Source organism: Methanophagales archaeon (assembly GCA_021159465.1).
In the GTDB taxonomy this organism is placed as follows: Archaea; Halobacteriota; Syntropharchaeia; order Alkanophagales; family Methanospirareceae; genus G60ANME1.
Map to the genome: position 1 here is coordinate 1 of JAGGRR010000165.1, position 1,247 is coordinate 1,247.

A 1,247-nucleotide genomic window follows, 5' to 3' on the forward strand; every position below is an offset into this window, starting at 1 on the left:
GCAAATGCAAATGCAGAGAGGGTATCAGCATAAGGAGCTGGAGCGAGAAGTGGGAGCGTTGATAAAGCGAATGGGCTACGAAGTGGACCTGAAGAAACCGAAGAAGACTTTTGTACTACTCTTCACACGCCATAAGTGCTTTCTTGCTTTGCTGCTCCACAGTATAGAAAAGAAACGATACGAGCAGCGGAAACCGCATCTGAGACCTTTCTTCTCACCCGGTGTGATAATGCCGAAGTTAGCACGGGTTTTGGTGAATTTGAGCGCAGTGAAAGCAGAAGATATCCTTCTTGACCCGTTCTGTGGAACTGGAGGAATATTGATAGAAGCGGGCATGGTAGGTGCCACCCCCATAGGTATGGATATACAGGCGAAGATGGTTCGGGGTGCGAGCCAGAATCTGCTTTTTTATCACCTGAAGGGGCATTTAATCACTGCTGACGCCACTGACATACCCCTGAGGGTAAACAGCGTGGATGCGGTTGTGACCGATCTGCCGTATGGGCGCGTGTCACTGATCTCGGGAGATATCAATGCCAAATCTCGCGCATCATTCATAGAACGCCTGTATGAAGAGGCGATAGGGGAAGTATACAGGGTACTGAAGCGAGGAAGAAAGGCGGTTATCGTCTTCAATTCCCCCACTCTTTACTCTTTGTTCTCGAATTGGGAGTTCAAGTTCAATATCCTCGAGCGGCATGAATACAGGGTTCATAGAAGTTTGATACGATACATAGCTGTACTGGAGAAATGAGCTATGAACTATGAACTATGTAATGTAAAACTAAAAATCTTAAAACTTCAAGGGTTTTTGTTTATTATTGAACAATCAACATAAGAGGTAGAAGGTGAAGAAATTGAAGGTACGGTTGCCTGATGGTAGGGAGATAGAAGCGATGGATGTTGATTTCGAGACAGTGAAAGAGGATTGGAATGAATATAAACTGGAGGACGGGACGATATTGAAATTCAAGACAATAGTTAGCAGTATAGTTCGTACAGAGGAATATGACCCGATGACCGGGGACCCTGTTTATCACGTTCGCTCCACAAATGTGCTCAGGGTGAAGGTACCAGAGGAGCTGAAGCGGCTGCCCGGCGCGAGGAAGTCAGATGTGGAGGGAGTGGAAGTGCGATAATAGCTGAAATACCTGATATACCTTTTTCACATCACATAGAGCGCCTGCACGCCGGACGAACGTAATGAACGTAATAGAACTATCAAGGAGGTTTTTAACGGGTGAGTG

2 protein-coding genes are annotated in these 1,247 nt (G+C 46.2%); both read left to right on the forward strand.

Features of this window, described 5'->3' with window-relative positions:
* A partial coding sequence (locus J7J01_07215) for a methyltransferase domain-containing protein (GenBank protein MCD6210661.1) occupies positions 1-754 on the forward strand: 754 nt, incomplete at its 5' end.
* Between the two features lie 94 nt (positions 755-848).
* On the forward strand, positions 849-1,139 hold the full coding sequence (locus tag J7J01_07220; protein ID MCD6210662.1) for a hypothetical protein: 291 nt from the start codon (positions 849-851) through the stop codon (positions 1,137-1,139).
* Positions 1,140-1,247 lie beyond the last annotated feature (108 nt).